Source organism: Xanthobacter autotrophicus, assembly GCF_030015065.1.
Taxonomy (GTDB): Bacteria; Pseudomonadota; Alphaproteobacteria; order Rhizobiales; family Xanthobacteraceae; genus Xanthobacter; species Xanthobacter autotrophicus_D.
On record NZ_JAIVFN010000315.1, the window covers coordinates 1 to 564 of the forward strand.

Sequence of the window (564 nt, forward strand, 5' to 3'; positions counted from 1 at the left end):
GGGGGTGGCATGACCACGCTTCTGTTGAAAGCCAACGGCGCCCATCCAGCGCTTGAAGCAGTCAGGCAGCAGGTTGCGCAGGAGGCGAAGAAAATCATGCAGAAGCAGGATGCCTTGAATGCCGGCGACCCGCACTGGATAGGCCTTGTCGAGACCTGCAGGACCATGGCGTTGAACGAGCATCTCAAGGTCATTTAGCAACACCCCCCGCCTTCTAAAAAATGGCGGGAAGGGGGGGGTCAATCCACTACGCCATGGAAAAGGAATGTGATGACCCCCCTCGAATCACTCGCCAAGGTCTTGGCGTCCCCGAAAGACTCCTCTGCCTTGCGCGCGGCGATGGAAGCGAACCCCGTCACGTGCTCGTTTGATCGCGACCATCCAGACCTGGTCATACAAGCCGACGCACGCACGCAAACAAAGGTGTATGGCCGTCTCGACGATGACGGGAACCTGCACCCCCTCAGCGAGACCGAGTGGAAGGCCCTGCAGGCCCGCCCAAAGGCCTGAAACGTCGCGACAGCACCCTACCCCACAGCGACGCCTAAAAGCCCCTTCGAAGGC

2 protein-coding genes are annotated in these 564 nt (G+C 60.3%); both read left to right on the forward strand.

Annotated features, from left to right (window positions below; translation table 11 throughout):
- Positions 1–198 (forward strand): hypothetical protein (locus tag K9U40_RS23295; RefSeq protein WP_282892444.1); only part of this gene is annotated, 198 nt, incomplete at its 5' end.
- Between the two features lie 72 nt (positions 199–270).
- On the forward strand, positions 271–510 hold the full coding sequence (locus K9U40_RS23300) for a hypothetical protein (protein WP_159815855.1): 240 nt from the start codon (positions 271–273) through the stop codon (positions 508–510).
- The last annotated feature ends 54 nt before the right edge of the window (positions 511–564 follow it).

Bases quoted from the DNA above. Each gene is read 5' to 3' on its own strand.
- K9U40_RS23300 (WP_159815855.1), top strand. From the start codon at position 271: ATGACCCCCCTCGAATCACTCGCCAAGGTCTTGGCGTCCCCGAAAGAC.